The following is a 25188-nucleotide window of genomic DNA, read 5'->3' as shown; positions in this document are numbered from 1 at the left end:
CGGGAAGCGCGATCGGCGGCGTGCCGTTGTCGGGTCGTCCCCGGTTTCGTGCCAGAATTGCGGGCTGTTCAACCGCCATCGAACCCGAGAAGAATCCGATGAAACCTGGAATTCCCGCCCTACGGTTGTTGTCCCTGGCTGGCTTGTTCGCCTTGTCCGCGCCCGCGCTTGCCATCGATTGCAAGAAGGCATCCACCGGCGTCGAGAAGCTGATCTGCGCCGACCGCGGCGCGGTGTCCGCCGACGCGGAATTGAATCGCAGCTACAGCGCACTGTTGAAAGCCGCGCCCGATGCCGAGATCCGCACCATGCTGATCGACGGCCAGAAGCGTTGGCTGGCGGCGCGCGACAACGCACTTGAAAGATTGATCGAGTCGCCCGACCTCCTGCCCGACGGCAAGACCCCCGCGCAGGCCGCGCGCAGCCTGATCCAGGCGCGCAGCGCCCAGTTCAAGGAAAAGGCCAAGGGATCTGACACGCCGGTCCTGGTCGCGCGGGCGCTGGATCAGCGCAAGTTCCGGGCGCAGTTCACCGGCGGTCCGTTTGCCGGTTTCGCGTCGTCGTGCGACGTGCTGCCGCCCGACTACAACAACTACTCCTGCTTCGCGACCCGCCATTACCAGCACAATGACCGCGTCTGCTCGGTGGACGAGTACTGGGCCTCCGGCGGCGTCTACACAAAGCGGTACGTGGCCGACGTGGTGAACGGCAAGCCCAAGGTCATCGCGTCGTGCTCGTTCAGCAGCGCCGACGAGGCGTGCGATGACGGCAATGGCAAGACCCACTGGAACCGGTCGCCGGCAGCGCCCGATTTCAGTTATGCCGACAAGCCCCTGCCGAAGATCGACGGCGAAATCTTCGATACCGACGACTACGAATGGGCGCAGGCTTGCCTGGCAAGCCCGGTGTATCCCGCTGCCAAGTAGCGCGTTCAGGCCTGCGCGGCCGTGCGTGGGCCTGACGGGGAAGGTGTCAGACTGTAATCGCGCCCGCGCTGGCCGTGAGGGCCGGACCGCGCCCGCCGGATGAACATTTCCCATGCGGGGCACACGGCGCGCGGACGGTTCGATCACGATGCCCCGGGCTGGTCGGCCGCAAGATTTGGAAACGGACTGCGCCGCGCAGCGGTAATTTCGTCCACGGCACGGACGTAGAATCCCGCTTTTCGTCAATGCCACGCGGCCGTCAGGAACCAATCATGAAAAAAGCCATCCTTCTTGCATCCGTCTGCGCGGCGCTGCTGTCTGCCTGCGCGCCCACGACCTCACCCCGCGAAGGATCGTCCGCCATGCCTGATTCCGCCACCACGTCCGCCGAAGCTCAGGCCGGCCTGAGCGCCTACCATTGGCGCCTGACCGCCGCCACCGATGCCGCGGGCAAGGCCATCGCGGCGCTGCAAAAGGGCGTCGAGCATCAGGTGCGCCTGACCTTCAAGGACGACGGCGTGAACATCCGCGGCGGCTGCAATGCGCAATTCGGCGGGTACACGTACAAGAACGGCGTGCTGACCATCGCGAATCTCGCGTCGACGATGAAGGCCTGCGAACAAAGCCTGATGCAACTCGATGCCGAGATCGCCCAGCGCCTGAAGGGCGATCTGCGCGTGACGATGTCGGGCGACAAGGCCGAGCCGACGCTGGACCTCACGACGCAGGACGGCAGCGTGCTGAAGTTCGTCGGCGAACCCACGCCGGAAACGCTGTACGGCAGCGCGGGCCAGATCATGTTCCTGGAAGTGGCGGCCAAGCGCGCCGAATGCAGCCATCCGATGATTCCGCACTACCAGTGCCTGATGGTGCGCGAACGCAAGTTCAATGACGCGGGCATCGCGCTGCCGGCGCCGGACAAGTGGCAGCCGCTCTACCAGTCGATCGAAGGGTTTGAGCACCAGGAGGGCGTGCGCACGGTGCTGCGCGTCAAGCGTTACGACTGGAAGAACCCGCCCGCCGATGCGCCCTCCAAGGTCTACGTGCTGGACATGGTGGTGGAGCAGGACGCCTCGGGCAAGCGCAAGTAAACGGGGAGGTTCGCGTGGAGGGGCGCGTGGAGGGGCGTTAGCGCGATCCGCGCGGTTATCGCCGTGTTCGCGGTTAGCGCCCTTGGCCCGGTCACCAGGTGACGTAGAACATCGCCTTGGCCAGCACGACGATGGCCAGCATGTGGCAGAACACGCTCAGGTGCAGACGCCCTTGCAGCGCGCCGGTGAGCTTGCGCTGCCTGGCCAGCACCAGCGCGGTCGCCACATGAATCAGCACGCTGATGGCCAGCGCGATCTTGATGGACAGCAGCAGGCCGAACGATGAGGCCAGCGGCGCGGACAGCGCGCCGCGGTGCTGCCACGCCAGCCCCAACCCCGCCAGGTACAACACCACCACCGACCACGGCACCACCGAACGCACGCGCGGCCCGAGCTGGCTGCCCAGCGCCTTGCGCACGTCGGGCGGCAGGCGCCGGTGCACCGGTTCAAGAAACAGCACCTCGAACGTGACAGTGCCGACGAACAGGAAGGCGGCAAGCAGGTGCAGGATGAGCAGCACGGGGTAGAGGGTCATGAGGGCATTCTCCGCCCGCGGATCGCGGCGCGAAATGACAAACATCAAGGGTGCGAGGTCCGGGTTGAGTCCAGCGCATCATCGACGCAAGCAAGCAGCCCGATAAAAAAGCCGGGCCGCGCTCCCTCGCAGGAAGCCGCAGCCCGGCTTGTCCATCCCCGGAACTCAGGTCACTTGCCCGCCGGCTGCAGCGTCAGCGTATCCGACCGCTGGCTATCCACCTTGGCCCGGCTGAACGCCATCGGGAAATACTCGCCCGTCGCCCAGCCCTTGATCAGGTCCTGGTAATGCGGGCTGCGCGGATCCGCCGATTGGCCCGGCACGTTCTGCACGCGCGAGTTGTCCCAGTCGGACACGTCGATCACCTGGCGGTACGACGCACCGCTGGTCACGCGGTAGTCGCTCTTGCGGAACGTCGCGCGATGCACCGTGTCGTTGTCGCCGCCGACCGGATAGCGCGGCGTGCCCCACGCCTTGGCCGTGTCGGGCGGCAGCAGGCTGGCCAGGCTGTGATCGAACTGGATGTGGTGCAGCTTGCCCCACTGCCACTGCTTCGAATCCGGCCCCATCTTCGCGGTGAGCTTCGTGAGGCCGTCGGCCAGCGCCTGCAACAGCAGGGCGTCGCGGCCCTGGTCCGGGCGAGGACCAAAGGCGGCATCGGGCGTGGCCAGCTTTTCCAGTGTCTTGCGGGTGGAAAGCTCGCCGAATGCCGCGCGCCCGTTTGCCGGCACATACAGGTCGGTTACGCGTTTGACGACCTCGGGCAGCCAGAACGCATAGACGGTGGCGGCCCGGGAGTCGGTGGCCATGCGGTAGTCCCAGTCCTTCAGCAGGCTCAGCGCTTCGCCGACCTTCGCGTCCGCCGAGTTCAACGACTTGGCGTAGCCGCCCAGCGTGCGGGCAGGAATCGACAGATTGTCGAACTGAAGTTCCTGCGACTGCTGCACGGTCAGCCCCTTGCCGTCAGCCACCGCCTCGCGGATTCGCTGGATGCGGAAGGGTTCGGCCCAGGTGCGCGCCGACATGTCCTTGTACGGATAGTTGGCGGGCAGGTTGTACTCGTTGGCCGTGGCGACATAGCCTTCGGGCGGATTGAAGACGCGGGGCAGGGCGTTGCCGGGCAGCACGCCGCGCCATTCGAAGTCGCCATTGCCCGGGACGGGCAGCATGCCGGACCAGTCGTTGCGCGGACGGATGGGCGCGATGCTGCCGCCGAACCAGCCGATGTTGCCGTCCACGTCCGCGTAGACCATGTTCTCGCTGGGCGTGTAGTGCTTTTCCATGCCGGCCACGAACTCGTTCCAGTTCTGCGCCTGGTTCAAGCGCAGGCTGGCCAGATAGGCGGCCGTACCCGGGAATTCCAGGTAGGCGGCGCGCAGGGCGTAGGCCTTGCGGCGCACCGGGTCTTCGTGGATGACGGGACCGTGGCGCGTGAACTTCAGGCTGCGCATGGCAGGCGACGCGCCGCGCACCGGAATGCTCTCGTCGATCTGGCGCATCTTTTCCCAGCGGCCCTGGTAGCGGTATTCGCCGGGGTTCGCGGGGTTGGTGTCGTAGACGTACAGGTCTTCCTCGTCGCCAAACGCGAAGATCGTCAGGCCGAACGCGATGCGGTCGTTGTGGCCCATCGACACCCCGGGCAATGCCGGTTCGCCCGCGCCGATCACGTTCCAGCCCGGCGCATTCAGGTGGACCATGTAGCGCAGCGACGGCATCGTGATGGACCGGTGCGGGTCGCCTGCCAGGATGGGCTTGCCGGTGGCGGTGCGTTCGCCGCTCAGCGTCCAGTTGTTGCTTTCGTAGCGCGGCGCCAGCGGATCGAAGGCCGGGTCCAGCGACGCAAGCCGCCCCTCGGACAACGCGCTCGCCAGCTTGGCGCGCTCCTCCGCGGCAAGCGGGCTGCGCGGGAAGTCGCCCGCCTCGAACTTCTGGCCGTCACGCGCCAGCCGGTAGGTGGTCAGCACCGATTTGTTGATCTGGCGCACGTCCAGGCCGGCAGGCACCTGCAGCGCCAACGGCGGCTCGAAGGTGCTCAGCCCCTGCACGTTGTTCAGGCCCAATGCGGCGATCTGCTCGGACATCCGCACTTCCTCGCTGACGTTGCGCGTCAGGCCGTAGATGCGGATCAGGGACGTCTCCGGACTCCAGTAGCCCGGCTCGGTGCCGGTCAGCTTGAACTCCGGCGGAAGCTGGTCGGGATTGGCCTTGACCCAGTTCACGTAGGCATTGATGCCGTTGGCGAATGCGGTGAGGATGGCCTGACCCTCGGGGTGGTAGCTGGCGAATTCCGCCTGCATGTCGCCGCGGTACAGGAAGAGGCGCGCGGCGCGGTCCTGCTCGATGAAGCGCGGGCCGAACTGTTCGGCCATCTTGCCTTCGCCCTGGCGGCGCCACAGATCCAGTTGCCACAGGCGGTCGCGCGCGGCCGAAAAGCCCTGAGCAAAGAACAGGTCCGCCTGGTTCTTGGCGTAGATGTGAGACACGCCGTGCTTGTCCCTGACGATTTCCACGGGCTGCGAGAGCCCAGGCATGGCAATCGTGTCCTTCTTGCCGCCTGGCGAGGCGCAACCCGCCAGCACTGCGATCAGGCCGCTTGCCAGGAATGCGGCGGCCCTGCGCTTGAACGTACGCATAGACTTCTCCTCCGGTTATTGATCTTTTCTCTGCCGGCAGTACGTCAAACGCTGGAAGCCGCGCCGAACGCAACACCATGCAGCGACTAGAACTAAAGCAGAAGCGTGGGGAGAACTGTTTTATTTGATTAGATCTGGCAGGACTTGTAACGCTTCGTTGAAGTCTGACCACTATGGGAAAGCGCACCTGGCTGCCATCACGTCGTTTAAAGCCGCGATCAGGCATGAAATTTTTGGTCACGACATCGCGCTCCGGCCGGTAAACTCGGGCGCCCTGGATATCGCGGGCGCGCTTGCTGTTCGCCGTCCTCACCCATAGCCGTACCTCATGCCGATCTCGGACCTCGCACGCAGCCTGTCCCGCCCCATTCTTGCCGCCGATGACCTGGAGTCGATGGAGCAGTTCTTCAGGCGGCCCGAGGTTGGCGCCTTCCTGACCCATGCCCGCAACCCGGCGAACACGGCTGCGGCCCTGCGGGATTGCGCCGATCTTCTGCCGCAACTGCATCCTTCCCATGCTGCGGCGCTTGCGCTGATGGGCGGATCGCTGGTGGAGGGCGGCGCCGATCCCGCCATTCTGTTTCCCACGCTGCACGCACTGCTGCGCGATTGGCTGCAACGCCTGCGACCGTTCTGCGCGCAGGAAGTCGAAGAGGACGACGAGGAGGTCGAGGAGACCGACCGCCAGGCTTGGACGGACGCGCAGGCCAGGTTGGCAGCGGTGCCGCAGGACGCATTCTGGGAGGTCGAAGCCCTGCAAGCGGCCGTGGACGTGCTGGTGCTGCCGATGATGACCATGCTCTTGCGCCACCGTGGCAATCATCAGGCGTTCATCGCCGACGACGCGCTGATGGCCTTGCTGTATGCCATGACCTCGCTCAACGACAGCCTGCCGTTCGACCAGCTGCATTTCCTGTGGCTGGCATCGCGCGTCAGCTACGAAGACGAACTGGTGGTCGTGCTGCCGGCGTCCGGAACGGGTTTCATCGCCGAGGCCCACGCCATCAACAACACCTTCCACGCCCTCACGCTGCTGCAGATCCTGATCGGCGAACACGCGCAGGCGCTGCGCGTGCAGCGGGACATCGCCTCGCGCACGCCGGACATGGATGGCGACACGGCCGACTTCCAGTGGTTGCAGGCCGGCGCGTATGCCGGAGGCGAGCTGAAGAACATGCTGAAGTGGGCATGGGGCGAAGCCGCGCTGCGCGACCATCCGTCCCGCCACGGAAAGCGCGTGCTGATCGCGTTGGAAACGGACGAGGGCACCAAGCGCAACTGGTCGGGTTTCAACGGTGCGATCCACGAGGCGCAGAAGCCGTCGATGACGTTCAAGCGCTATCTGACGCCGGAGGAAGTGGCGTCGTACCTGGCGTGAGCCGGCGCAGGTTCAGCTGCGCCCGAACAACCCGTCCACGCTGTCCTGCAGGTCGAAGACGTCCGACACGGCATACAAGCCCACCGGCTTGCCCAGTCGGCTGGTGTCCGGCGGCGTTTCCACGCAGGCCTTTAATTTCGCCTCGTTGGCGCGCACGACGATGGCATAGCGGTTTGCCAGCCAGGTCTCGTCGTTAAAGCCCATGACCTGCCGGCCCAGCGCCTTGGCCGCGCCGGGATTGGGCGCCTTGAACACGAGCGCGCGTGTCGCCTCGTCGCCAAAGAGCCGGGCCTTCTCGGCCATCATGTAGTGTTCCGCGGTGGGGTAGCGCTGGCCTTCGATCTCGAAGGGCGCGCCGTACCACTGGCTGAAGCACGAGGCCGTGATGCCGTGCTTGCCGGGCTGGTGGCCCCAGAAATTGACGAACTTGAGTTTGGCGCCCGCGTTGTAGCGGCGGCGCAGGTCTTCGATGTAGCGGGTGTCGGTCATGCCGGAAGGCGGGGTCCGGATAGGGAAGAGGCTGGAGGATAAAGGGGGATGGTATCCCGCTCGTTACCAGATGCAAGCCGATCCGCCGATTATTTGCCAAATGGCGTCGCGCGGCGGGGCTGGCAGCCCCGTTGCCGCGCGAGGTCATCGTGTTGCAGACATCACCACCTGCGCTCCGACCCGCTTGTGGGCTGCGCTGCCGACTGGCCCATGCCGCCGGTCCGGACGGTGGATTCGTATTTCTTGTAGTCCTCGATGTACGTGGGCGAGTTGACGTTCGGGCTTTCCTCGCCAGCCCATTGTTCTTCCAGCCCGGCTTCGCGCCATGCGGCCAGGTCGCGTTCGACGTCGGCCCGGGTGGGCGTGAAGTCCGAGGAAGGCGCCGCGGTGGCCGGCGCGGTTGAGGCGGATTGCGCACCCGCGGGGCTGGACAGCAGGGCAAATGCCGCCAGCGCAGCGGGGATAAGGGCGCGGAATGGCAGGACAGGGTTCATGAAGGGCTCCTTGGGGTGCGTGGGGGCGCAGCGTTGGGACCGGTGCCGTTCGGGGCGCGCGCGATAGCGCTACGCGGCCGAGGGCAGCTGCGGGACCGGATGGGCGGAGTCATGGTCCGGCGGGCTCAGGCGCCGGTTTGCGGGCCTGCAGATCGCGAGCGCAGACGGGGTGGTGACCCGACAGGCGCTTGGAGGCCCGGGTCTCATGCCTTCGTGCTCATCGTAGGGCCGCATGGGTGCAGGTCGCATACCCAAATCTGAGTACACCAAGCGGCGCACAGGCCTACAACAACGACGCTAGGCGGACCAGTTCGGATTGGCGGCTGCACTCCATCTTGGTCAGCAAAGACGCCACCTGCTTGCGCACCGTCAGGACCGAGGCGTGGCGCAGCGTGGCCACTTCCTCGACGCTGTGACCGGCGGCCAGTCCGGCCAGCACCGCGGCTTCGGCATGCGTGATGGAGAACACCGATTGGAGCTTGGTGACGTCCGGCATCGCGAACGCGCTCTTCTTGCGCATTCGCATCAGCAGCATCCGGCCGCCGATGAGGCTGAGCGCGGGCGGCGCGGCGCTGATGTCGACCCAGAACAGCTCGCCCCAACCCGAGGCCGTGGCCATCGACCGCATCTGGCCGTCACGCGCCACGGCGGCACAGTGCGCATCCAACAGCCGCTGCACCTTGGCGTCCGCATGGCGCAGCCGGCGGCCATGCAGCGTCCAGCCGTTGACGTCGTCCAGAAAACCCACGGCCAGCGGCGACAGTTTGTCGACGATGCAATCCACGCTGATCAGCAACACGGCTTCGTTGACATCGGAAAACGCGCTTTCCAGCGACTTCCATCCGATCGCGCGGTTGCGCTCGCGTTGCGACAAGTGGTGGCGCAGCGCGCGGAAATAGCGGGCGTAGTCGCCGGATTGCAGCCGGTCGCTGGCCTTCGCGTCGATGGACGACCGCTGAAAGCCGATCGCGGCGTGCAGCACGGTGTTCGATTCGATGATGAGCGACAGCACCTGCGCCATGCGATGCCGGGCCATGAAGTCCGCATAGAACTCGGTGCGCTGCAACTGCGCGGGTTCGTACATCCGCGTGGTGTCCAGCCAGGTGCCGGCGGGGGCATTGCGCCCCTCCTGCTCAACGATGTCGCAGTTGCAGTAGTGCTCCTGGTAATCCGAGATGCACGCGTCGGCAAAGCCGATGGCGGTCAGGGTCAGCAGCTTGTTCCTGGCGTCGAACACGATAAGCGCGCCGCTGTCGGCCCCGACAAGATCGCGGGCGGTGCCCAGGATGTCGCGCCACGGCGGTTCGGGGTCGGTCAGGTGGTCGACGGCCTCGACGGCGCGGCGCAATGCGATTCGATGATCGGGCATGGCGAGCCTCCAACTCTGGTTCAAACGTAATCGCTGCTACGTGTCACAGATGGTGGTAGGTGGCGCCGGCCGGCAAGACATGGCGGCGCACCGCTGCTGCGGATCAAAGCGGAGAGCGCGTCGCAGAGAGCGTACAGGGATAGCGGCGGGCCCAGCGCAGATTATCGTCGCAAATTTGCGGGCGATGATGATTTTGCTGTGCTTTCCCGCAAGGAAAATGGCGTGTTGATGCGGCGATACCAGGAAAATTCAACTGGCGCTAAACCCCTGCATATCGCCGCGTGACACCGGCGCGCTTATTGCGCCAGCAGTTGCAGCAGCAGCGCCTTTTTCAGTTCGTCCGCCTTGCGCGCCAGTGCCGCCAGCTTCTTGTCGGATCCGAACAGTCGTTCGCGCACATGCGCCCTCAGGTGCTCGGGCAGTGCGGCCAGTGCGTCAGCCAGCAGCGCAAGCAATGGCGCATCTTCAATCGTGAACCCCGCGGGCGGTTTGAAGCCGTCGGTGCAGACGCACAGGCATGCCACGACGGTGGCAAGGGTCTGCGGCGTCAGCCCATGCTGTTCGAGAAACACGGTGGTGTAGCGGTCCTGTACTGACTGATGTTCGTCGTCCACCAGATCCATGTAGTGGCGCAGCAGCGCAAAGTGGCCGGCGTCGGCCAGACCCAGCGCAAACGTCGCATACGTGCCGGACAGGCAGGCCTTTTCGGCCTCCGCATCCGAATACCATTCGTAGGGCTGGATGGCGGCGTGCGCATAGCACGCCAGCGCATCGTGCGCCTCGGGATGCTGCGCGGCGTTGGCAAAAAAGCGATGCGTGTCGGACTTGGCCAGGCCCTTGATGGGCAGGTAGTGGCGCGCACGGCTTTTCAGTTCGATGCGGTAGCCGGCCGGAAAGCCCGCGCGCAACAGGCTGGCGAGGAAGTCCAGCGCCAGGCAGTAGGCCGCCGGCGATTCCTGCCGGATCGCAATGGACACGGTGGCCAGTACGTCGTTGGCGGCGCAGGTGACGGTGTCGGTCGCCAGGCGCGTGCAATCGGCGGGAATGGCGCCGCTGCCGCTGGCCAGCAGGGTTTCGGCGCGCGCGCTGCCGACATCGCGCGCCAGTTCCAGAAAGGTCAGGCCGAGCGGCCGCGCATAGCCGGGTTCAAAGCGCAGGATCAGCGTTGCTGCATACAGCAGCAGGTCGATGCCGCGGTCGTTGGCATCCAGCGTTGCGCCGGGCTTGAGCGTGTAGGTGTTCGTGCGGAAGGCGTTCTGCGACACGTCGAAATAGCGCGGCAGATACTGTTCCTCGGACCAGCGGCGCAGCGCGTGGATGATGGAGCCCCGCTGCTCGGCCAGCGAATCCTGGCCCGCGTTCAGCGCCAGCACGCGCGTGAAGACGGCAATCAGCCAGGGGTAATCGAACTTGGGAAACAGGCGTTCGTCCAGCAGATGGCGGCACAGCAGGCTGATGTGCAGGCGGCCGGTGGGTTGGGCGCCGTTCAGCACTTCCTGGTCTACGTATTGCGCGACGCGTTCGCGCAGGCCTTGCTGCTTGGCCTCGTCGGTGTGGTCCACCAGCGTCAGGCGCAGCCGGCCCTCGGTGGTGGGGAACTGCGCGCGAAAGCGGAAGTGGTGGTCCAGGTGCGGTTTGCCGGCAAGCCGGGCGATGCGTTCAAGCACGGCCTCGCGCAGCACGGGCGCCAGCGATTCGTGGACTTCAGCGGGACTGAGCGGGCCGTTACGGCCTTCGGCGCGCAGGCCGTCTTCGTCGTCGGGCTCCCAGCTGGGCATGACGTCGAACATGATGCGCGAGGGCTCGTACTCCAGCAGGATCTCGCTGTGGATGCCGGCCTGCAGCGGTGTGCGGGCCACGATCGCGTCGATGTCGTCGCGCGCTTCCAGCTTGTCGAACCAGCCATGGATGGCGGCAAGCGTTTCATCCTGGATCTGCTGGGCGGTCTTGTGATGCAGGCCAATGGCGCGGGACTCGTGGGACATCGTGATTCGTGAGGGTGGCAACAGGTGCGCCGAATGCTACACGATGAGGCGCCGCGCCCGCGTCAGTGCCGGGACGCGAAATCGCCGATGGCGGCCGCGGGCGACAGCGCAAACGACGCCTTCATATCGCGCACTTCCTCCACAGGCGTGCGGCCAAAGAATCGCTTGAACTCGCGGCTGAATTGCGATGCGCTTTCGTAGCCGACGCGGGCCGAGGCCGACGCGGCGGTCAGGCCGTCGCGGATCATCATGAGGCGCGCCTGATGCAGCCGCGTGGACTTGATGTACTGAATGGGCGAGGTCTGCGTCACCGCCTTGAAATTGACGTGAAACGCGGGGACGCTCATGCCGGCCTCCTGCGCCAGGTGCGTCACGTCCAGCGGCTGGGAATAGTCGGTATGGATGCGGCGCAGCGCGCGGGCCACGCGGCCGAAGCGGCCCGGATGCGCGAGGGCGGCGCGCAGGGCGCCGCCTTGCTCGCCGCTCAGGACGCGAAAGCAGATTTCGCGCACCAGCGCCGGGCCGAGGATTTCGGCATCGAGCGGATGGCACAGCGCGCGCAAGAGGCGCACGGTGGCGTCGGCCAGCTCATGGGACAGCGGGGTCGAGGCGATGCCGAGCGGCGCGTCGCCGTTGAGGGCGCCCGCTGCGGCTTCGGAACCTTCGCCCGATCGGTTGTCGATCGCCACCACCAGATCGGCCACGGTCGCCAGATTCATCCGGATGGACACCGCGAGCATGGGCTCTTCCTTGCTGGCCTGAGTCTCCGTGGAAAAGGGCAGGGGCACGGACAGCACCAGAAAGTGCTGCGCGTCGTAGACGTAGGTTTCGTCTCCCAGAAAGCCGAGCTTGCGGCCTTGGCACACGATGACGATGCCGGGCTCGTAAAGCACCGGCGTTCGGCCCAGCGGCCGGTCCGAGCGCATGAAGCGTACGCCGTCCAGCGCGGACAGGCTGTAGCCCTCGTTGGGCGCCAGGCGATCGATGAGGGCAATCATTTCGCGCGACAGCGGATTGGACGGCAGCGTCATGGGGCATCCGTGGTTCGGTTCCGGTGGGGGACATTCTACCGGCGCCCATCGGGGCGGAACAGGGTGCGCAATAGGAATGGGCAAGGGTGCGATAGACGCAGGTATTCGCGCGCGGCGCCGCAATCCTTAGCATTTCAGTCACGTCAACGACTTGGAGAAATGACCATGACTGCAGCACAGAACCGGCAATCCAAAGTGGTGCTGATCACCGGCGCCAGCAGCGGCATCGGCGAGGCCACGGCGCGGCTGCTGGCCGCGCAGGGCCACCGCGTGTACGTCGGGGCGCGCCGCACGGACCGGCTGGAAACACTGGTGCAAGAGATTCGGGCAAACGGCGGTACGGCAGCGTTTCGCGCGCTGGACGTCACGTCGGCCGAGGACATGCGGGACTTCGTGCGCGGCGCCGAGGCGGCCTACGGGCAGGTGGACGTGATCGTCAACAACGCGGGCGTGATGCCGCTGTCGCCGCTGAATTCTCTGAAGGTGGAAGAGTGGGACCGGATGATCGACGTGAACATCCGCGGCGTGCTGCACGGCATCGCCGCCGTGTTGCCGGGCATGGAGCGCCAGGGACACGGACAGGTGATCAACGTGTCTTCCATCGGCGGGCTCGCCGTGTCGCCGACGGCGGCGGTGTACTGCGCGACCAAGTTTGCGGTGCGCGCGATCTCGGACGGCTTGCGCCAGGAGACCAACAAGATTCGCGTGACGGTGGTCTGCCCCGGCGTCGTTGAATCGGAGCTGGCCGACACGATTACCGACGACACCGCGCGCGTGGCGATGCAGTCGTTCCGCCGCGTTGCTCTGCACCCGGACGCCATCGCCCGCGCCATTGCCTACGCCATCGAACAGCCTGACGACGTGGACGTCAGCGAAGTGGTGGTGCGCCCGACGGCCAGCCCGCATTGAACCTGCAACCATAAGGAATCGAACCATGATGGCAACGACTATTTCTGACCAACCCTTTTCCGGCCAGACGGCCATCGTGACCGGCGCCGCCAGCGGCATCGGCCTGGCCACCCTGGAACTCCTGCATGCGCAGGGCGCCCGCGTCGTGGCGGTGGACCGGGACGAGGCCGTGCGCGCGCTGGCGCGGCCCGGCGTAGAGCCCCTGGTGGCCGATATTTCGCGGGAAGACAGCGCCGAAAAGGCGGTCAAGACCACGATGGACTGCTTCGGCAGGCTGGACATCCTGGTGAACAACGCGGGCGTCATCATCAACAAGCCGGTGATCGACATGACGCTGGACGACTGGGAAGGCATTCTTGCCGTGAACGCCACGGGCGCCTTCCTGTTTTCCCGTGAAGCGATGCGCGTGATGGTACCGGCGGGCCGTGGCGCGATCGTCAACGTCGGCTCGTACGCCTGCTACCAGGCCTTTCCGACCATCGCGGCCTACGCGGCTTCCAAAGGCGCGCTGGCGCAGCTGACGCGCGCGTTGTCGCTGGAGGCCATCGAGCACGGTATCCGTGTGAACGCCGTGGGGTCGGGCGACGTGGTCACCAACATTACCAACCACATCCATGAGGACGGTCCCGGCTTCCTGGCCGAGCACGGCAAGAACGCGCCGATCCGGCGGGCGGCCGAGCCGCGCGAGATCGCGGAGGTGATTGCGTTCCTGGCATCCGACAAAGCCAGCTACATCGTGGGCGCGGTGGTGATGGCCGACGGCGGCATGAGCGTGGCGCTGCGCTAGGCGCAATGCGTGTGCGGGGTCAGCGCGGCGGAAAGATCGCCGCGCGCCACAGGTCCAGGAAGTGGCGCTTTTTCAGCGGGTCCAGATACACCAGCAGGCCGACGCCCAATGCCACGGGCCGCACGCCGGCTGCGGGCACGACCGATGCGCTCACCGGCCGCATGCCGGACTCGCGTGCCAGCGCATCCTGCCCGCGCGCCGACAGCAGATAGTCCAGGAACAGCGCGCCCAGGTCGCCGCGCGGCGCCTGCTTCGGAATGATGGCCGAGCGAGACAGCATCAGCGTGTAGTCCTGCGGGTAGATGATGGCGAGCGGCGCGCCGTTGTCGATGCGGTGCCGGGTATAGGACTCCAGCAGGTTGTAGGCCAGCGTGACGTCGCCGCTTTCCAGCTTGTCCAGCGCGTGTTCGGTGGACTCGTGGATGGACACGCCGTTGCGGCCGAAGGCGCCAAGCAGCGCGCCCGCCATGCTGTCCAGCCGCGTGTCCTGCGTAGCCGCCAGATAGCCGATGCCGCTGCCCTGCACGTCGTAGGTGGAGATGCGGCCGGCGAGCGGCTGGTCGGGTGCCTGCAGCAGCGACAGCAGTTCGCGGCGGGTGTGCGGCACGCGCGCGGCATCGAGCTTGCGCGTGTTGTAGACCATCACGATGGGGTCGGTGCCGATGCTGAAGACCTCATCGCGCCAGTTGGCCCAGCCGGGCAGGGCGCGCGTCTGCGGCGATATGTGCACGCGCGCGTAGCCGTCGTTGACCAGCTTGGTTTGCAGGTCCATGGCGCTGCTGATGACGATGTCCGGCCCTGACGGGACGCCGGGCGCCGTGGCAGCGCGGGCCACGGTGTCGCTGTAGAGATCCTGCGTCGACAGCTCGGTGTATTCCAGCCGGACAGATGGGTTCAACCTGCTGAAGTCTTCCAGCACGCCGCGAAACACCTGCACGCTGTTGGACGCGTGCACGACCAGCACGTTGCTGCTGTCGGCCGGTCCCAGCGTGAGGCCGCTGCCGCTCATTTCGGCGGCGTGGCTGATCGCGGACAGCGTCAGCGCGGCGATTGCGGCCAGGCCGCGCAGGATGGAGCGGGCGTCACGCATGATCGGCTTTCGCGGGCAAAGCGGTTGCGGGCAACGTGATGACGGCGTCCAGCCCGCCGCCCACGCGGTTGCTCAGGCTGAGCGTGCCGCCGTGGATGTCGACGACGCGCTTGATGATGGACAGACCCAGGCCGGCGCCTGGCGAGCGGGGATTGGGGCCGCGCGCAAACCGTTCGAAGGCCGTGTTGGCCAGGGCCGGCGGAATCCCCGGCCCCTGATCGGACACCGTGACGCGCCAGCCGCCGTCGTGCGGATCCAGCCGCACGTCGATGTGGCCGTCGTCATTGGCGCCGTGCCGCAAGGCGTTGTCGATGAGGTTCTTGAAGGCCTCGCGCAGCATCAGGTTGTCGCCCATGACGCGCGGCGGATTGCCGCCGTTGGCGGACGGCAGATGCAGCCGGACATCAGGCTGCGGGTCCGCCTGCGGGACGGTGTCGTACACGGCCTGGCTCAGCAGCTCGGCCACGTCGACGGGCTGGAACTGCCGGACGTTGCTGCGATGGATGACGCTGGCGTCGCTGAGCAGCTGGTTGACCAGGCGCGACAGCTTTTCGGCGTTGCGCAGCACGGCCAGCAGGCTGCGCCGCTGCTCGGCCGGATCGTCCTCGTCCAGTGCAAGCTCCATCTGCGCGTGCAGCGCGGCCAGCGGGGTGCGCAGCTGGTGCGCGGCCTCGGCGATGAACAGGCGCAGGGTGTCCAGGTTTTCCGACAGCCGGCCCATGAAGCCATCCAGCGAGTGCACCAGCATGTCCAGTTCCTCGGGCACCGGCGCAGCGATGGGATGCAGGTCCGATGCGGTGCGGCCGGCCAGTTCGCGCTCGACCCGCTGGATGGGCGACAGCGACCGCTGCAATCCCCAATACGCCAGCGCCAGCGCGGCGGCGGTAAAACCGATCAACGCCAGCGTGCCTTGCCACAGGATGCGGTCGGCCAGCGCGTTGCGCGCCTCGCGCGTCTGGGCGACCTGGATGATCGCGGTCTCGGTCTCTTGCGGGCCGGCCACCTTGCGTTCCATCCAGGCGACGCGCACCGGTTCGCCCTGGTATTCGGTTGCATAGAGCTGCGGCGTGCTGGCGTCGGCGTTGCCGCGCGCGGGCGGCGCGGGCAGGTCACGGTACCCCGAGATAAGCGTCCCGCGCGCCGAGGCCACCCGGTAGAACACGCGGTCGCGCGGCGCCTGTTCCAGCAGCGCAAGCGCCGCGTAGGGCATGTCCATCTGCCACTCTCCCTGCACGAGCTGCAGGCTGTCGGCCATGGACAGTACGGACGCGCGCAGCAGCTGGTCGTACGTGGTGTCGGCGGTCTGGTGCGCATAGCCGCGCACCAGCAGGTAGATCGCGCCCAGTCCCACCGCGAACAGCGCGCCGAGCACGGTCAGCAGCCGGCGGCGCACGGAAATGCGGCGAGGCTGCTCGGAACGCGGCAGGTTCATGGCGTGGCGGGCCGCTACGGAAGCGGCGGGGCCGAGGACTCGCCGTCCGCGCCGTCGGCCGCCGTCAGCAGGTAGCCGGTGCCGCGCTGCGTCTCGATGCGCAGCGGCGAGCCTTCCAGCTTGCGGCGCAGCCGGGCGATGTAGACCTCGATGGCGTTGGGCGCGGCGTCGTCGTCAAACGCGAACAGCTTGTTTGCGATCTCCGACTTGCTGACGGCGCGGTTCATGCCGGCCAGCAAAATCTCAAGCAGGCTGAATTCACGCTTGGGCAGGTCGATGCGCCGGCCGGCCAGCGTGACCTGCCGCGCCGCGCTGTCGATGACCAGGTCGCCAAACCGCAGGATGCCGGTGGCTTGCGGGCTGGGACGGCGCAGCAGCGCGCGGCAGCGGGCTTCCAGTTCACGGAAATCGAAGGGCTTGGCCAGGTAGTCGTCCGCGCCGGTATCCAGGGCGTGCACGCGGTCTTCGATGTCGATGCGCGCGGTCAGCGCCAGGACGGGCGTCTTGCTGCCGCGATCGCGCAGCCGGTGCAGGATGTCAAAGCCCGACATGCGCGGCAGGCCGATGTCCAGGATGACGAGATCGAAGGTCTCGTACTGCAGCACGCCGTCGGCGTTCAGGCCATCGTTCTGGCTGTCGACGGCATGGCCGAGACGGCGCAACCGGCGCACGAGTGCGTCGGACAAATCCTCATCGTCTTCGATTACCAAAATGCGCATGCGGCGATTGTCGCATAGCAAGTTGACCCCCTCGCGGCCAACAAAAACGACAGGTTCCAGACAGCTTTTCTTCCTAGTCTTGCGTACCCGCTTCCCCAGCCGGAGGCAGGCACACATAACAACGACTAGCTGGAGATAACCCTCATGCTTCTGACCCTGCTTGGCTTCGGCATGGTGATCACGTTCATGACGCTGATCATGACCAAGCGCCTGTCGCCGCTTGTCGCCCTCATCCTTGTCCCCATTATCTTTGCGCTGCTCGGCGGTTTTGGCGCGGGCATCGACAAGATGATGCTGGACGGCATCCGCAAGATCGCGCCGACCGGCGTGATGCTGATGTTCGCCATCCTGTATTTCGGCGTGATGATCGATGCGGGCCTGTTCGACCCCATCGTCGGCCGCATCCTGCGCGCGGTGAAGGGCGATCCGCTGAAGATCGTGGTGGGCACGACCGTGCTGGCGCTGGTGATCTCGCTGGACGGCGACGGTTCCACTACCTACATGATCGTGGTGGCGTCGATGCTGCCGCTGTACCGCCGCCTGAAGATGAACGCGCTGTCCATGACCTGCCTGGCGATGCTGGCCAGCGGCGTCATGAATCTGACGCCGTGGGGCGGACCCACGGCGCGGGCCGCCAGCGCCCTGCACGTGGACGCGGGCGACATCTTCGTGCCGCTGGTGCCGGTGATGGGCGTGTCCATCGTGGCGATCCTGATCCTGGCGTTCTTCCTGGGCCTGCGCGAGCGCCGCCGCCTGGGCGTGCTGGCGCTGCCGGAGGGCGCGTCGCTGCATGCCGGCTACGACGAAGATGGTCCGAAGAACCTGCCCGAGATCGAGGTCGACCACGACCTGCGCCGTCCCAAGTTGCTGTGGGTGAACGCCGGCCTGACGCTGGCGCTGATGGTGAGCCTGGTGCTGGGCGTGCTGCCGCTGCCCGTGCTGTTCATGATCGCCTTCGCGATTGCGCTGATCATCAATTATCCGAACCTAGCCGAGCAGCGCCGCCGCGTGGCGCAGCATGCCGGCAACGTGCTGTCGGTGGTGTCGCTGATCTTCGCGGCGGGCATCTTCACCGGCATCCTGTCCGGCACCGGCATGGTCGAAGCCATGTCGCGCAGCCTGCTCGCCGTCATTCCCGACGCGCTGGGACCGTATCTGGCGGGCATCACCGCGCTGGTCAGCCTGCCGTTCACATTCTTCATGTCGAACGACGCCTTCTACTTCGGCGTGCTGCCCATCCTGAGCGAAGCCGCGCAAGGCTACGGCATCACGCCCGTCGAGATGGCGCGCGCCTCGCTGATCGGCCAGCCGGTCCATCTGCTCAGCCCGCTCGTGCCGTCCACCTACTTGCTCGTCGGCCTGGCCGGCGTGGAGTTCGGCGACCACCAGCGTTATGCGCTGAAGTGGGCCACGATGGTCTGCATGGTGATGCTGGCGGCCGCCCTGGCGTTCGGCCTGTTCCCCCTGGTGGGCGCGGCCGCCTGATTCCCCGCGGCGCCAGCCGCATGACTTTGAAAGGAAGCACCATGGCTTTGCGCATCGCTTACGTCACCAGCGGCATGGGACACACCGGCACCGCGATCTGCCAGGCGCTGCATCGCGCCGGCCATCGCGTGGTCGCCGGCTGCGGTCCGCGCTCGTCCCGCAAGGACCACTGGTTGAAGGAACAGAAGTCGCTGGGTTACGACTTCATCGCCTCGGAAGGCGACGCCACCGACTGGGCGTCGACCGAGGCGGCCTTTGCCAAGGTCCGGCGCGAGGTCGGCCAGATCGACGTGCTGGTCAACAACGCCGGTTCGATGCTGGACATGCGTTTTCGGCAGATGAGCCACGCCGACTGGTCGGCCGTCCTGCGCAGCAATCTGGATACGCTCTTCAACAGCACCAAGCAGGTCGTCGACAGCATGGCGGACCGCGGCTGGGGGCGCATCATCAACATCGGATCGGTGGCAGCCGAGAAAGGCCAGATCGGCCAGATCAACTTTGCGACCGCCAAGGGTGCAGTCATTGGTTTCACGCGCTCGCTCGCGCAGGAAGTGGCGGCGCGCGGCGTGACGGTGAACCTGGTGTCGCCGGGCTTCATCGCCGACGACACGGTCCGCGCGTTCCCGCCGGCGCTGCTGGACCGCATCGTGGAAAGCGTGCCCGTGGGCAGGCTGGGCACCGCGCAGGACCTGGCCGGGTTGTGCGTGTGGCTGGCCTCGGACGAAGCTGCGTTTGTCACCGGCGCCAATTACGCCATCAATGGCGGCGTGTACATGAGCTGATTTCCGGGACAGCGGGAGGCCGCCAGCGGCCGCTCGCGCCCGGCATTGTTTACGTCATTGCCGCGCAGGTCGTCCGCACTTCAGTTCGTCACCACCTCAGTTCGCCAGCTTCACCGCGCCGCTGTCGATCAGGGCCTTCCATTTGGCGTTGTCCGCCTGGATGAATTTCAGCAGGTCTTCCCGCGACCCGCCGCCGGCCAGCATGCCGGCGTTGTCGACCGCCGCCTTGAACGCGGGCGTGGCGACGGCGGCGCGCAGCGCGGCGTTGATGGGTTCAAGCTGGTCGCTCGTGATGGCATTGCTGGCCGCCACCGAAAACCATTGCGTCGCGGCGTAGCCTTTGAACCCTGATTCCTCCACTGTGGGCACGTCGGGCAGGCTGTCCAGGCGATAGGGCGTGGTCACGGCGTAAGCCTTCAGTGCGCCGGACTTGATCTGCGGCATGACCGGCGCGGATCCCAGGATGGCGAGCGGAATCTGTCCGCCGGCAACGTCGGCCACCGCCTGGCCGCCGCCCTTGTAGGGCACGTGCACGATGCGGGTGCCGGCGTATTGGTTCAGCAACTCGCCCGCCAGATTCTGCGAGGTGCCGTTGCCCGAGCTGCCATAGCTCCAGGCTTCGGGTTGGCGGCGGGCATCGGCCAGCACGTCCTGCAGGCTGTTCTTGGCGTTGCGGGCAGGGCCCACGATGACCATGGGGCCCTGGGCCATCAGCATCACGGGGGCCAGCTCGCGGCCGATGTCGGGTTGCGGCGTCGGGTAGATGAGCGGTCCCGGCACGGTGAGCAGATAGCCGTCGGCGGCCTTGCTGCGCGCGACCAGTTGAAGCGCGATCGCACCCGAGGCCCCGGGACGGTTCTCCACGATGACGTTCAGGCCGGTCTGGCGCGCCAGCTCCTGCGCCGCGATGCGGGTCAGCACGTCCGCCGTGCCGCCGGGCACGAAGCCCACCACCCACGTGATCTGTTTGGCCGGCCATTGAGAATTGCTGTCGGCCGCCGTGGCGGCCGCGGCGGGCATGGCGATGCTTAGAAGCATCGCGCAGCATTGGATAGCGAATTTCATGTTTTCCCCTTGATTTCTGCTATCGGTGATTCGTCTTTCGCTCAGCCGGGATCCCGCTTGCCGGGCGGCGTGTTCGGATGTTCGGCGCACGACTGGTTGAACGCCTGCACCATTTTCAGGATGGGGCCGAGCACCCACGTATTGAAGATGAGAATGTCGCTCTCCTCCTTGGGGTCCTGTAGCAGATTGAACAGGTACGGGGATTCCAGTTTGCCCTTGCCCTCGTTGACCTCGGGCTCCCAGTAGAAATGCAGCTTCCAGTCGCGCCATTTCACGGCGCGCAGGTCGCCCTTGATGTAGAACAGGAATCCCTCGCGCAGGGATTTCGGGCTGGCTCCGGTAAAGAAGTCGGTCTGGTCGATGCCGTCGATGGGCCGGTCCCGCGGAACGTCGGCGCCGCCGATGCGGGACAGCGTCGTGTACAGATCGGTCACGTGGACCATCTCGTTGGACACCTGACCCGGCTGTACGCGGCCGGGCCAGCGGATGATGAAGGGCACGCGCAGGCTGCCTTCCATGGCGGTATGGTAGGTGCCGCTCCAGGGGCCCGCCGTGCCGCGGTACGGCTTGCGGTATTCGGGGCCGTTGTCGCTGCAGAAGATGAACACGGTGTCCTCGCGCAGGTTCAGCTCGTCTACGGCCTGCACGATCTGGCCGACGCGATGGTCCATTTCGACCATGGAGTCCGCGAAGTCGCCCGCGCCCGTGCGTCCGGCAAAGTCGGGGTGCGGCAGGGTGGGAAAGTGCAGATGCACCAGCGGCAGATACAGGAAGAACGGGCGCGCCGCCTCGGCATGCTTGCGCATGAATCCGATGGACCGGTCCACCAGTTCGGCGTCGATGCCGCGCCGCGTATCCAGATCGTAGACCTTGACGTTCTCCGACGGCCCGCCGGCTTCGCCTTGCATGATGTGCGGAATGTCCGCCACCGTGGGATCGAAGCCGATCGACGACGTGAACTGGCTTTCGTCGGTGGTGCGCGGGATGCCGTACCACTCGTCAAAACCCCGGTCGCTGGGATAGCGGCCGGGGATGTCGCCCAGATGCCATTTGCCGAAATGCGCGGTGGCGTAGCCCTGGCCCGACAGTTGTTGCGCCAGCGTGATCTCGTCGCGCGCAAGCCCTTGCGGCAGGCCGGGCGGCACGGATTGCAGGCAGCCCGTCCGGATGGGGTGACGCCCGCTCATCAGCGCCGAGCGCGTGGGCACGCAGTCGCTTTCCACGTTGAAGTTCTGCAGCAGCAGGCCCTCGGTGGCCAGGCGGTCGATGTTCGGGGTGGGTGCACCGCGCAGGGCGCCGCCGCCGTAACAGCCAAGTTCTCCCCATCCCAGATTGTCGGCCACGATCAAGACGATGTTCGGCTTGTGTTCCATTGTGCTCTCGACTCGGTGAATGCTTCGGGTTGATCCCAGGATTCTAGGAGGGCGAGGCCGCCGTTATATTCCCGAAAGGACGTAAATGAATGAACTTCGGTTATGAATCTGTCGCTGCGGGATATTGAATATTTCCTCGCCGCCGTCGAGTACGGCAACCTGGAACGCGCCGCGGCGTCGTTCGGCGTGAGCCAGCCGGCATTGTCGAAATCGCTGCAGCGGCTGGAGGCCGATACGGGGCTGGCGTTGCTGGACCGCAGCGGCCGTGGGCTGCGCCTGACGTCCGCCGGGCTGGTGTTCCTGGAGCATGCCAAACGGCTTTGGGCCGAGTACCGGGACGCCATGCGCCACGCCGCGGAATTGCGTGTGGGCCAGGCGGGATTGCTGCGCGTGGGGGTAACGGGCGCGACCGTCGACAGCGTGGCGATGCCCGCGATGCGGCACCTGCTGCCGCGCCGACCGGCGCTGCGGGTGCAATTGACGCAGGGGTTATCGGATGACCTGAACGAGCAGGTCGCCAGCGGCAAGCTGGACCTGGCCGTGACGCCCATCTATGCGGACGTGCCTTCGACCCTGCACCATGAACCGATCATGGAAGACCGCCTTTGCGTGGCGGCCAGCCGCCACCATCCGCTGGCCACGCGCCGCAAACTGGCGTTGCGCGATCTGGCGGACCTGCGGTGGATTCTGCCCAAGCCTTCCTCGATTGCCCGCAAGGCCCTGGATTCGCGGTACGCGGAAAGCAATCTGCCGTTGCCCGCCGCGGCGCTGGAGGTCGAGCACTTTTCCAAGGGCACGCTCGAGCTGCTGGCGCAGACGGATCTGCTGGCGCTGCTGCCGCAAAGCGCGCTTGAGACTGAGGCGGACGTCGTCGCGCTACCGGTGGCGCTTGGCCGGCCGCTGCCCCGCGCCATTGCGCTGATCTCCCGGCAGGGGACCGCCTGGTCGCCGCTGATGCATGAATTCCGGCGCGCCATTCTGGATTGCGCAGCGGGCATGGCCTGAGCACGGCGACTGGCGCAACGGCGGTTTTCGGCTGTGCCACAATGGTCCGCTTTCAATTCATCAGGAGCGGGGTTCATGGCTGGAACGTCATTGCGGGTTGCGGCGGGCGTGGGGCTGCTGTCGCTGGCGGCGCTTGCCGCGTGCGGCAAGAAAGACGCCTATCCGCCCGAGGTCCAGCGCGAGACCTACAGCTCGTGCGTCGCCGGTTTTAAATCCCGGGTCCAGGCGTCGCCGGAAGTCGATGCGAAGGCTGCCAGTTATTGCAATTGCATGGTCGACGGCTTGCAGAAGTCCGTGCCCTACGAGGAATTCAAGCAGCTGGACCAGTTGCTGGCGACCAAGAGCGCCACGCCGGACAGCGAAAGGCTGAGCAAGGGCGTGACCGATGTGGTCAATGCCTGCTTGAAGCGCGAAATGCCCAAGGGCTGACGGCCCGAAATGCCCAGGGGCTGACGGCCCTATCACCGAATGCAGTTGCCGAGCGCGCGTCAGGTGCACTGCCAAAGGTGCCCGCTGACGCGGCAGGCGGCGCACCAGAAGGTGTAGTTGCAGCCGCCGCTGCCCCACAGCCATTCACCGCCGTCCTCTTGCGGCAGGCCGGAGTCCAACTGCATGGCCAGGGGCATGTCCTCGCCGCAGTCGGGACACGCCGGGTAGTCGGCGGATTGCACCCAGCTCGGTGCGCCGCCGACCCGGCTGAGGTTCTGGCGGCCATTGGACTCGCCCCAGTCTTGCCAATGCCAGCGCGCCGGCGCCTTGAACAGCGTCACGTCGGCTTCCAGCAGCGGACTTGCGACGAAGTCCGGCTTCAAGGGGGCGTCGCGCTGCTGGCTGGGGTGCATAAGCGGCGCGCCGTCCTCGGCGTGGCGAAAGAAAAGGGCGCCGTCGGTTTCCCAACCCTGGCACGACAGGCAGGTCGAGAATTCGATGGCGCTGTGACTATCGATACCTGCTGCGGCGGCATCCTGAATCGCCAGCAGCCGGTGCAAAGGGCTGTGGCACAAGCCGCAGCGGCTTGCCGACGTGCCGCCCATGCGCGCTTGCACACAATCCGTTGATTCGGGGTTCCAGGTGGGATGCGCGCGCTGCACCTCGCGCCGCCATGCCGGCTGTTGCGCCAGCATGGATTTTCTTTGCGCAGCGCTAAAGCCGATGTGCAGCGGCTGTTCGCCGTGCAACGCGCGCAAGCCCCCTCCGTGTTCCGCATAGCCCGTTTGCTGCAACCACGATGCGCCATCTGGGGCGTCGGCCTCGGGAAACAGGCGACGCCAGGCCGCGTATACCGTCTGCGGCCGGCGCGACCGCAGCAACGCGACGGCGCGCGCGCGTCCTGGACTGCCTTCGGCGAGGTCGTCGTCCAGCCGGTGCAGCCAGTCGAGCAGCGTGGCGTCGTCAAGAGCGCGCCATGCGAGATCGGCCGCGTATTCCGGCCCGCCGTCGCCGTCCTGCACGGCGGTCAGCAGCCGCTCCCAGTCTTGGGCAAAGGCTTCAGGGTGCTGGACCGCTGCGGAATCCAGGACCGCGCGCGCCAGTTCGGAATCCGCGCCGCGCCGCCAGACTTCGCCAACCGTGGCCACGTAGGCCGCGTCGTCCATCAGATCGAGCGCGGCGTCAATGAAGGTGGCGTGCTTGATCGGCCGGTCCAGCGCCTGCAGGACCAGATCGGCCAACGCGGCGGGCGCATCCCGCCGCAATTGCAGCATCTGCGCCATGGGGTCGTTGTTCTTCCAGCCCAGGCGCTCATAGGCGTCAAGAATCTCGGTGGCGGTTTTCATCGGCCGGTCCAGAATTGATCGAGCGGGGAGGATATCCGATGACGTCGCTTGCCGCGGCCCGGTGACGCAGGCCGGAATTCCGATCGCGGTTTAATTGGTTACTCATTAAGCACAAAGCGCGTTGACTTCGCCCCGCGCGCCGCCCATAGTGGCCTGGAGTCTTTTCGAGCATCGTGATTTTCGTCCGGTCTTGCACCCTTCCTGGGGCGCCTCATTGTTCGCGATCCTTTCCTTGACTGGCCTCATGTCGCGGGATTACCCGCATTCAAAGGAAAGCATCAATGGAAACCGGAATCGTGAAGTGGTTCAACGATGCCAAGGGGTTTGGCTTCATCATGCCCGAGGACGGCGGCAAGGACATATTTGCGCACTTCTCCGAGATCGTCAGCGACGGCCACAAAGTGCTTGTTGAAAATCAGCGTGTCAGCTATGTGACCGCGCAAGGCGCCAAGGGCCCTCACGCGACGCAGATCCGCGCATTGTGACCGGCGGCCGCAAGGCCTTTCGGTCAGACATTGGAGGTCCCATGTTTCAGAACAATATGGTCTACAAGGGCTACCGGCTCACCGCGAGCGTCTCCCGGGTGGCAATCGGGAACGCGCGCCGGCCGGCTTTTACTGCAACCGTGGCTGTGGAATTGGCGGGCAATCAGGACCGGCTCAGCGAGCCGCATGCCGTACCGCTTTTCGACGCCGGCGGGTTCGTCGCCACGCCCGGTATGGCGGTCGATGCGGCGATCACGCATGGCCGCTTGATGGTGGATTCGCATTCCCGGGCAGATTGACGGCGCGATGCGAGCCGCGAGGTAGCGCGGATCGCTGCCCGTGAACGGTGC

The 25188-nt window shown here is 66.3% G+C and carries 24 protein-coding genes; 11 read left to right on the top strand and 13 right to left on the bottom strand.

Annotated elements, in window-relative coordinates:
- Window positions 1-98: 98 nt before the first annotated feature.
- Both MHZ91_RS07455 and MHZ91_RS07450 read left to right on the top strand, forming a co-directional pair.
- Window positions 99-926, top strand: coding sequence for a lysozyme inhibitor LprI family protein (locus MHZ91_RS07455; protein ID WP_239213106.1), 828 nt, complete (start codon window positions 99-101; stop codon window positions 924-926).
- A 362-nt stretch (window positions 927-1288) separates the two neighbouring features.
- On the top strand, window positions 1289-2017 hold the full coding sequence (locus MHZ91_RS07450; RefSeq protein WP_239213133.1) for an META and DUF4377 domain-containing protein: 729 nt from the start codon (window positions 1289-1291) through the stop codon (window positions 2015-2017).
- 91 nt (window positions 2018-2108) lie between these two features.
- On the opposite strand, the gene MHZ91_RS07445 is transcribed toward MHZ91_RS07450, so the two are convergent.
- The gene (locus tag MHZ91_RS07445; RefSeq protein ID WP_239213104.1) at window positions 2109-2552 is read right to left on the bottom strand and encodes a CopD family copper resistance protein; all 444 of its coding nucleotides are present in this window, start codon (window positions 2550-2552) and stop codon (window positions 2109-2111) included.
- A 170-nt stretch (window positions 2553-2722) separates the two neighbouring features.
- Window positions 2723-5185 carry a penicillin acylase family protein gene (locus tag MHZ91_RS07440; protein ID WP_239213102.1) on the bottom strand — a complete coding sequence of 821 codons (2463 nt, stop codon included), beginning with the start codon at window positions 5183-5185 and terminating at the stop codon, window positions 2723-2725.
- A 328-nt stretch (window positions 5186-5513) separates the two neighbouring features.
- Here MHZ91_RS07440 and MHZ91_RS07435 point away from each other — a divergent pair, with 328 nt between their 5' ends.
- A complete protein-coding gene (locus MHZ91_RS07435; protein WP_239213100.1) occupies window positions 5514-6563 on the top strand; it encodes a hypothetical protein in 1050 nt (349 codons plus the stop codon).
- Between the two features lie 12 nt (window positions 6564-6575).
- Here MHZ91_RS07435 and MHZ91_RS07430 read toward each other — a convergent pair whose 3' ends face one another.
- The 5 genes from MHZ91_RS07430 to MHZ91_RS07410 form a co-directional block, all read right to left on the bottom strand.
- On the bottom strand, window positions 6576-7052 hold the full coding sequence (locus MHZ91_RS07430; protein WP_239213099.1) for an NADAR family protein: 477 nt from the start codon (window positions 7050-7052) through the stop codon (window positions 6576-6578).
- A 161-nt stretch (window positions 7053-7213) separates the two neighbouring features.
- Window positions 7214-7546: a DUF4148 domain-containing protein gene (locus MHZ91_RS07425; RefSeq protein WP_175123057.1), complete on the bottom strand. Its 333-nt coding sequence runs from the start codon at window positions 7544-7546 to the stop codon at window positions 7214-7216.
- Between the two features lie 283 nt (window positions 7547-7829).
- Window positions 7830-8915: a LuxR family transcriptional regulator gene (locus MHZ91_RS07420; protein WP_239213098.1), complete on the bottom strand. Its 1086-nt coding sequence runs from the start codon at window positions 8913-8915 to the stop codon at window positions 7830-7832.
- A 296-nt stretch (window positions 8916-9211) separates the two neighbouring features.
- Window positions 9212-10900 carry a DUF6138 family protein gene (locus tag MHZ91_RS07415; protein WP_239213097.1) on the bottom strand — a complete coding sequence of 563 codons (1689 nt, stop codon included), beginning with the start codon at window positions 10898-10900 and terminating at the stop codon, window positions 9212-9214.
- A 62-nt stretch (window positions 10901-10962) separates the two neighbouring features.
- Window positions 10963-11931, bottom strand: a complete 969-nt coding sequence (locus tag MHZ91_RS07410) for an AraC family transcriptional regulator (RefSeq protein ID WP_239213096.1) — start codon at window positions 11929-11931, stop codon at window positions 10963-10965.
- Window positions 11932-12096: 165 nt separating this feature from the next.
- Here MHZ91_RS07410 and MHZ91_RS07405 point away from each other — a divergent pair, with 165 nt between their 5' ends.
- Window positions 12097-12840 (top strand): SDR family oxidoreductase, encoded by a 744-nt coding sequence (locus MHZ91_RS07405; RefSeq protein WP_218344832.1) that lies wholly within the window; start codon window positions 12097-12099, stop codon window positions 12838-12840.
- 25 nt (window positions 12841-12865) lie between these two features.
- Window positions 12866-13627 carry an SDR family NAD(P)-dependent oxidoreductase gene (locus tag MHZ91_RS07400; protein WP_218344831.1) on the top strand — a complete coding sequence of 254 codons (762 nt, stop codon included), beginning with the start codon at window positions 12866-12868 and terminating at the stop codon, window positions 13625-13627.
- A 19-nt stretch (window positions 13628-13646) separates the two neighbouring features.
- Here MHZ91_RS07400 and MHZ91_RS07395 read toward each other — a convergent pair whose 3' ends face one another.
- The 3 genes from MHZ91_RS07395 to MHZ91_RS07385 are packed head-to-tail and all read right to left on the bottom strand — an operon-like array spanning window position 13647 to window position 16868.
- On the bottom strand, window positions 13647-14717 hold the full coding sequence (locus MHZ91_RS07395) for an ABC transporter substrate-binding protein (RefSeq protein ID WP_218344830.1): 1071 nt from the start codon (window positions 14715-14717) through the stop codon (window positions 13647-13649).
- Window positions 14710-16149 carry a sensor histidine kinase gene (locus MHZ91_RS07390; protein ID WP_239213095.1) on the bottom strand — a complete coding sequence of 480 codons (1440 nt, stop codon included), beginning with the start codon at window positions 16147-16149 and terminating at the stop codon, window positions 14710-14712. Before MHZ91_RS07390 ends, MHZ91_RS07395 begins: the two co-directional genes overlap by 8 nt.
- A gap of 14 nt (window positions 16150-16163) precedes the next feature.
- Window positions 16164-16868, bottom strand: coding sequence for a response regulator transcription factor (locus MHZ91_RS07385; RefSeq protein ID WP_175184198.1), 705 nt, complete (start codon window positions 16866-16868; stop codon window positions 16164-16166).
- Between the two features lie 144 nt (window positions 16869-17012).
- Here MHZ91_RS07385 and MHZ91_RS07380 point away from each other — a divergent pair, with 144 nt between their 5' ends.
- Complete coding sequence (locus MHZ91_RS07380; protein WP_175123048.1) at window positions 17013-18353, top strand: CitMHS family transporter; 1341 nt, start codon at window positions 17013-17015, stop codon at window positions 18351-18353.
- A 41-nt stretch (window positions 18354-18394) separates the two neighbouring features.
- A complete protein-coding gene (locus tag MHZ91_RS07375; RefSeq protein WP_175123047.1) occupies window positions 18395-19135 on the top strand; it encodes an SDR family oxidoreductase in 741 nt (246 codons plus the stop codon).
- A gap of 96 nt (window positions 19136-19231) precedes the next feature.
- Here the strand turns inward: MHZ91_RS07375 and MHZ91_RS07370 are convergent, their stop codons facing one another.
- Both MHZ91_RS07370 and MHZ91_RS07365 read right to left on the bottom strand, forming a co-directional pair.
- Window positions 19232-20200 carry a tripartite tricarboxylate transporter substrate binding protein gene (locus MHZ91_RS07370; protein WP_175137286.1) on the bottom strand — a complete coding sequence of 323 codons (969 nt, stop codon included), beginning with the start codon at window positions 20198-20200 and terminating at the stop codon, window positions 19232-19234.
- 41 nt (window positions 20201-20241) lie between these two features.
- On the bottom strand, window positions 20242-21573 hold the full coding sequence (locus MHZ91_RS07365; protein ID WP_239213094.1) for an arylsulfatase: 1332 nt from the start codon (window positions 21571-21573) through the stop codon (window positions 20242-20244).
- Between the two features lie 102 nt (window positions 21574-21675).
- On the opposite strand from MHZ91_RS07365, the gene MHZ91_RS07360 reads away from it, so the two are divergent.
- Window positions 21676-22578, top strand: a complete 903-nt coding sequence (locus MHZ91_RS07360) for a LysR family transcriptional regulator (protein WP_175184202.1) — start codon at window positions 21676-21678, stop codon at window positions 22576-22578.
- 75 nt (window positions 22579-22653) lie between these two features.
- Window positions 22654-23007 (top strand): hypothetical protein, encoded by a 354-nt coding sequence (locus MHZ91_RS07355; RefSeq protein WP_239213093.1) that lies wholly within the window; start codon window positions 22654-22656, stop codon window positions 23005-23007.
- Between the two features lie 59 nt (window positions 23008-23066).
- Here MHZ91_RS07355 and MHZ91_RS07350 read toward each other — a convergent pair whose 3' ends face one another.
- Window positions 23067-24353: a hypothetical protein gene (locus MHZ91_RS07350; RefSeq protein ID WP_239213092.1), complete on the bottom strand. Its 1287-nt coding sequence runs from the start codon at window positions 24351-24353 to the stop codon at window positions 23067-23069.
- Between the two features lie 281 nt (window positions 24354-24634).
- On the opposite strand from MHZ91_RS07350, the gene MHZ91_RS07345 reads away from it, so the two are divergent.
- Window positions 24635-24838, top strand: coding sequence for a cold-shock protein (locus MHZ91_RS07345; protein ID WP_218344825.1), 204 nt, complete (start codon window positions 24635-24637; stop codon window positions 24836-24838).
- A gap of 41 nt (window positions 24839-24879) precedes the next feature.
- Window positions 24880-25137, top strand: coding sequence for a hypothetical protein (locus MHZ91_RS07340; protein WP_218344824.1), 258 nt, complete (start codon window positions 24880-24882; stop codon window positions 25135-25137).
- Window positions 25138-25188: the final 51 nt, after the last annotated feature.

This window comes from Achromobacter sp. ACRQX (assembly GCF_022346505.1).
Lineage (GTDB): Bacteria > Pseudomonadota > Gammaproteobacteria > Burkholderiales > Burkholderiaceae_B > Achromobacter > Achromobacter animicus.
This window is presented reverse-complemented; position numbering and strand designations above follow the sequence as displayed.

Excerpts from the sequence above, each read along its gene's own strand:
- MHZ91_RS07430 (WP_239213099.1), bottom strand. The coding sequence starts at position 7,052 with ATGACCGACACCCGCTACATCGAAGACCTGCGCCGCCGCTACAACGCG.
- MHZ91_RS07395 (WP_218344830.1), bottom strand. The coding sequence starts at position 14,717 with ATGCGTGACGCCCGCTCCATCCTGCGCGGCCTGGCCGCAATCGCCGCG.
- MHZ91_RS07450 (WP_239213133.1), top strand. The coding sequence starts at position 1,289 with ATGCCTGATTCCGCCACCACGTCCGCCGAAGCTCAGGCCGGCCTGAGC.
- MHZ91_RS07375 (WP_175123047.1), top strand. The coding sequence starts at position 18,395 with ATGGCTTTGCGCATCGCTTACGTCACCAGCGGCATGGGACACACCGGC.
- MHZ91_RS07420 (WP_239213098.1), bottom strand. The coding sequence starts at position 8,915 with ATGCCCGATCATCGAATCGCATTGCGCCGCGCCGTCGAGGCCGTCGAC.
- MHZ91_RS07415 (WP_239213097.1), bottom strand. The coding sequence starts at position 10,900 with ATGTCCCACGAGTCCCGCGCCATTGGCCTGCATCACAAGACCGCCCAG.
- MHZ91_RS07400 (WP_218344831.1), top strand. The coding sequence starts at position 12,866 with ATGATGGCAACGACTATTTCTGACCAACCCTTTTCCGGCCAGACGGCC.
- MHZ91_RS07390 (WP_239213095.1), bottom strand. The coding sequence starts at position 16,149 with ATGAACCTGCCGCGTTCCGAGCAGCCTCGCCGCATTTCCGTGCGCCGC.
- MHZ91_RS07340 (WP_218344824.1), top strand. The coding sequence starts at position 24,880 with ATGTTTCAGAACAATATGGTCTACAAGGGCTACCGGCTCACCGCGAGC.
- MHZ91_RS07380 (WP_175123048.1), top strand. The coding sequence starts at position 17,013 with ATGCTTCTGACCCTGCTTGGCTTCGGCATGGTGATCACGTTCATGACG.
- MHZ91_RS07440 (WP_239213102.1), bottom strand. The coding sequence starts at position 5,185 with ATGCGTACGTTCAAGCGCAGGGCCGCCGCATTCCTGGCAAGCGGCCTG.
- MHZ91_RS07385 (WP_175184198.1), bottom strand. The coding sequence starts at position 16,868 with ATGCGCATTTTGGTAATCGAAGACGATGAGGATTTGTCCGACGCACTC.
- MHZ91_RS07360 (WP_175184202.1), top strand. The coding sequence starts at position 21,676 with ATGAATCTGTCGCTGCGGGATATTGAATATTTCCTCGCCGCCGTCGAG.
- MHZ91_RS07355 (WP_239213093.1), top strand. The coding sequence starts at position 22,654 with ATGGCTGGAACGTCATTGCGGGTTGCGGCGGGCGTGGGGCTGCTGTCG.
- MHZ91_RS07455 (WP_239213106.1), top strand. The coding sequence starts at position 99 with ATGAAACCTGGAATTCCCGCCCTACGGTTGTTGTCCCTGGCTGGCTTG.
- MHZ91_RS07350 (WP_239213092.1), bottom strand. The coding sequence starts at position 24,353 with ATGAAAACCGCCACCGAGATTCTTGACGCCTATGAGCGCCTGGGCTGG.
- MHZ91_RS07345 (WP_218344825.1), top strand. The coding sequence starts at position 24,635 with ATGGAAACCGGAATCGTGAAGTGGTTCAACGATGCCAAGGGGTTTGGC.
- MHZ91_RS07435 (WP_239213100.1), top strand. The coding sequence starts at position 5,514 with ATGCCGATCTCGGACCTCGCACGCAGCCTGTCCCGCCCCATTCTTGCC.
- MHZ91_RS07410 (WP_239213096.1), bottom strand. The coding sequence starts at position 11,931 with ATGACGCTGCCGTCCAATCCGCTGTCGCGCGAAATGATTGCCCTCATC.
- MHZ91_RS07405 (WP_218344832.1), top strand. The coding sequence starts at position 12,097 with ATGACTGCAGCACAGAACCGGCAATCCAAAGTGGTGCTGATCACCGGC.
- MHZ91_RS07425 (WP_175123057.1), bottom strand. The coding sequence starts at position 7,546 with ATGAACCCTGTCCTGCCATTCCGCGCCCTTATCCCCGCTGCGCTGGCG.
- MHZ91_RS07370 (WP_175137286.1), bottom strand. The coding sequence starts at position 20,200 with ATGAAATTCGCTATCCAATGCTGCGCGATGCTTCTAAGCATCGCCATG.
- MHZ91_RS07365 (WP_239213094.1), bottom strand. The coding sequence starts at position 21,573 with ATGGAACACAAGCCGAACATCGTCTTGATCGTGGCCGACAATCTGGGA.
- MHZ91_RS07445 (WP_239213104.1), bottom strand. The coding sequence starts at position 2,552 with ATGACCCTCTACCCCGTGCTGCTCATCCTGCACCTGCTTGCCGCCTTC.